Source organism: Candidatus Aminicenantes bacterium (assembly GCA_026393795.1).
Taxonomy (GTDB): Bacteria; Acidobacteriota; Aminicenantia; order UBA2199; family UBA2199; genus UBA2199.
Genome location: JAPKZL010000043.1, coordinates 1 through 1,722, shown reverse-complemented (window position 1 = coordinate 1,722; position 1,722 = coordinate 1). Strand labels below are relative to the sequence as shown.

The window sequence follows — 1,722 nt, the reverse complement described above, 5'->3', positions numbered from 1 at the left end:
GAGCCATGCACCGGCTCAGCGTCCGCCAAGCGAAGCCGTTCATTGTGATCACCTGTGGCGCCATTCCCGAAAATCTGCTGGAAAGCGAACTTTTCGGCCATGAAAAAGGCGCCTTTACGGGGGCGCACATCCAGCGCAAGGGGCGCTTTGAAATGGCCGAGGAGGGCACCCTTTTTCTGGATGAGATCGGCGAGCTGCCGCTGGCTTTACAGGTGAAACTGCTTCGCTTCCTGCAGGAGCGGGTGATTGAACGAGTCGGCGGCCGGGAGCAGATCGACGTGGATGCCCGCGTGGTTGCCGCCACGAACCGCGATCTCAAAGAGGCCATGAAGGATGGAAGCTTCCGGGAGGATCTTTACTTCCGCCTCGGGGTCATCCTGATGTCCCTGCCGCCCCTCAGGGAGCGGGGAGGGGATATTATCCTGCTGGCCAAGGCCTTCCTGGCGCGCTACGCAGATGAAAACAGGAAAAAGATCAATGGGTTCAACGATCAGGCGATTGCCGCCATCGCGCAGTATGAATGGCCGGGAAACGTTCGGGAGCTGGAGAACCGCATCAAGCGCGCCGTGATCATGGCCGAGGGGGCGAAGATCACTCCAGCGGATCTGGACATGGCGGAGGCGGCCCCTGCTGCCGAGGGGGTGAAGATTATCCCCGCACATCTGGATATGGCAGACGCGGCCCCCGCTGTGGTTCACGCGCCCGGGTCGAAGTACGAAAACATGGGGCTCAAGGAAGCCCGTGAATCCCTGGAAAAAGAGCTGCTTGCAAAGGCCCTGTCCGGCAACAAGGGCAACCTGACCAGGGCCGCTGCAGAGCTGGGCGTCAGCCGCCCTACCCTGTATGATTTGATGGAAAAGTTTGGAATCCCGAAGGAATAAATTCCCGGCCTTGTCTCTTTCTCTTCTGTTCTTCCTAAACCCGTCCATCCAAAAGTTGAGGGTGGATTACGGCCTTATTCTTATTTTGACGCTGGCTAAGATATATGTTAGCATTCTTACATGAGAGTCGTTCTTATATGAAAGGATTAGGTGTGTTGTCATATTTAAAAAGCGCAACCCTTGTTTTTTTAATATCCCTTTGCCTTGTATATCCGTGCTATGCCGAAGAACGGGATGTTACACTGCAATGGGATAAAAGCATTGATGACCCTTATCTCCAATCGTACAAAGTCTATTATTATACAACCGCTGGCAATACAGAATCATTAGATAATGCCGATTATGCAGCGTCATACACGCTTCTGGCAGGAGTTCCGATCTCAGTTCCTAAACCCGGCGCAAAACCAATTACGATCGAGAAAAGCAATACTCAAATTACTCTTCATTTTATAGACAGCAGTAAAGATTATTATTTTGTTGTTACGGCTGTTGATACGCGGGGTCTCGAATCGATTCCTACCCCTGAGATAATTTGCATGACGCTGATGGTATCCAAAGCAGGCACAGGAGCTGGAACCGTCACAAGCTCGCCATTGGGGATCAGTTGCGGATCGACGACTTGCTCGGCAAATTACACCGGCGTCACAGCAGTGACCCTGACCGCCGCTCCCGAGGCAGGCAACATCTTCACCGGCTGGTCCGGTGATTGGTGCTCCGGCACGGGGCTGTGCGGTTTGACCATGAATACGACAAAAAGCGCCACGGCAACGTTCACGCCCTTTCGTAGATTGGATGTCGTGAAAGCCGGCGCAGGAACGGGAACATTAACCGGCACGCCATT

Annotated in this window: 2 protein-coding genes; both read left to right on the top strand. The window is 53.7% G+C overall.

Annotated features, from left to right (window positions below):
- Window positions 1-881, top strand: an 881-nt coding sequence (locus NTW95_01870) for a sigma 54-interacting transcriptional regulator (protein MCX6556171.1), incomplete at its 5' end; no start/stop codon positions are given.
- A 137-nt stretch (window positions 882-1,018) separates the two neighbouring features.
- The coding region (locus tag NTW95_01865) for a hypothetical protein (protein ID MCX6556170.1) at window positions 1,019-1,722 on the top strand (704 nt) is incomplete at its 3' end.